The organism is uncultured Caballeronia sp. (genome assembly GCF_964243625.1).
GTDB lineage: Bacteria > Pseudomonadota > Gammaproteobacteria > Burkholderiales > Burkholderiaceae > Caballeronia.
Map to the genome: position 1 here is coordinate 1 of NZ_CAXTGZ010000848.1, position 2033 is coordinate 2033.

The 2033-nt window shown below is 57.8% G+C and carries 2 protein-coding genes; both read right to left on the reverse strand.

Going from position 1 to position 2033, the window contains the following annotated elements:
- Nucleotides 1–1122, reverse strand: a 1122-nt coding sequence (locus tag ACFFAR_RS31695) for a diguanylate cyclase domain-containing protein (RefSeq protein WP_375509287.1), incomplete at its 3' end; no start/stop codon positions are given.
- Nucleotides 1123–1148: 26 nt separating this feature from the next.
- Nucleotides 1149–2033 (reverse strand): HD-GYP domain-containing protein (locus tag ACFFAR_RS31700; protein WP_375509288.1); only part of this gene is annotated, 885 nt, incomplete at its 5' end.

Here is a 2033-nt window from a genome sequence, read left to right on the forward strand (position 1 = left end):
CGCAATCAGCCCCAGCTCCTCCGCGAGGGGGACGAAATCGCCGGCTCCGACGATACCCCGCTTGGGGTTACGCCATCGCAACAGCGCTTCGAACCCATTGATGCGTTGTGGGCATAGGTTGACGACGGGCTGATAGCACAATTCGAATTCGTGTCGACCTATCGCTTGATGCAATTCGAGTGCAAGCGCTCTGTGAGCCTGCATCGAACGTTCCATCTGCACCTCGAAGAAGCGGTAGCACCCTCGGCCACCCGACTTCGCTCCGTACAGCGCGAGATCCGCATGCTTGGCCAGCGCGCCCCATTCGTGGCCATGCTCAGGAGCGATCGAGATGCCTACGCTCATGCCGATCACGATTTCATGCCCTTCGAACTTGTACGGGTCACTGACACTACAAATGAGGCGCTCGGCAAGCATCGCGGTCTGCCCGCGTTCCGTATCGTTTCGAACTAGCACCGCAAATTCGTCGCCGCCGATTCTTGCAACCATGGCGCCGCTCGGCAACTGCTGCGTGAGCCGCGCCGCGACCTGTTGCAGCAGCGCGTCGCCAAAGGCATGCCCGAGAGTGTCGTTCACGTTTTTGAAACGATCCAGATCGATGTAAAGCAGCGCACAACGCGCTTGGTCGTCGCGAGCCAACGTCTCATCCATCCGTTGCCGAAGCAACGCCCGGTTTGGTAGTTCGGTCAGCGCATCGTGCGTCGCCATATGCTCAATGCGTGCGTTGGCGTGGTGCAATTTCGTGATGTCGTCGAACGTTTCGATAAAACCACCTGACACCAGAGGCTGATGTGCAATCGACATGACGCGATTGTCGAACCATCGCTGTTGTGCCGTCACGCGATTCCTCGACCCGACCATCGCGAAATATTCAGCCGCGTAAGGGTAAGCGACGCCTTCCACTTGGTCTGCGAATACTGGACTGCAAGACAGGACATCGACATAAGTTTTCCCGTGCTCGAACGCGCCGGCTGGAAGCTGAAGCATTTCGAGAAATTGTGCATTACAGGCGGTAAGGCGGCCCATCCCGTCGACCATGCAAATGCCCTGTGGCATGTTATCTAGTACGGCTTTCAGTTGGTCGCGCTGAACAGCCAATTCATGGACTAGGTGTTTGTACATGCGCGTCGGCTCGGCAGTTGCTGGGATTAGCGGTGTATAGGTTCGGGTTGGTTCGCCTCAGGCGCGTAGACCCGGATGGCAAATGGCGTCTCGTCTTGCGTTTGAAAATGCTTCACCTGCGCGATTTGATGAGCGGACACGACACCGTCCTTCGCCAAAAGCAGTACGCCACGGCTAGTATGCAGGTCATCGGCGAGCCGCATACCTTCCCGGAGCTGCGATGCGTCGATTTGCGCCACTGGCGTATCACCGTTCAACGCGAGCGGCTCCTTCATCAAGGCTACGCAGCGATCGACGATTTGCGGATCGTAGCGCGTCCCAGCTTGCGACTTGAGCATCACGATCGCCTGTTCGAGCGAGGCGGCTTGCTTCACGATGCCGCCACTGCGCAAACCCTCGAAGTCGCGAGCCACCGCCAAAATCCGCGAACCAAACGGGATGTCCGTGCCAGCCAAACCGTCAGGGGTGCCGCGGCCGTTAAACCGCTCGTACTGGTGGCGGATGATGTGCGCAACATGATCCAACTGCGCGACCGGTGTCAACACCATTTGCGCACGCAGCGGATGTTGATAGAAAAACTGGATCTCTTCAGGCGAGAGCCGATCGAGCGATTTGCGAAGCAATTCGTCTGGCAGTGACAACTTACCGATGCCATGCAGCAAACCCGCAAAGAAAACATCCTGAGCCTGCAAACCGCTCATGTCGAACGCCAACGCCAAACGCCTACCCACTTCGCCGATACGCAGTGATTGGCCACCAAGTACCCCACAGCGCAGCTCGATCATGCTTGCGCATACTTGTACCATCGTGGAGAAATTGCGCTTCAGATCGCGCTGCGCATCTTCAAGGAACATGACCGTCTGACGGATTTCCTCCGTGCGAGCCAGCACCTGAGCTTCTAGCCCGGCGTT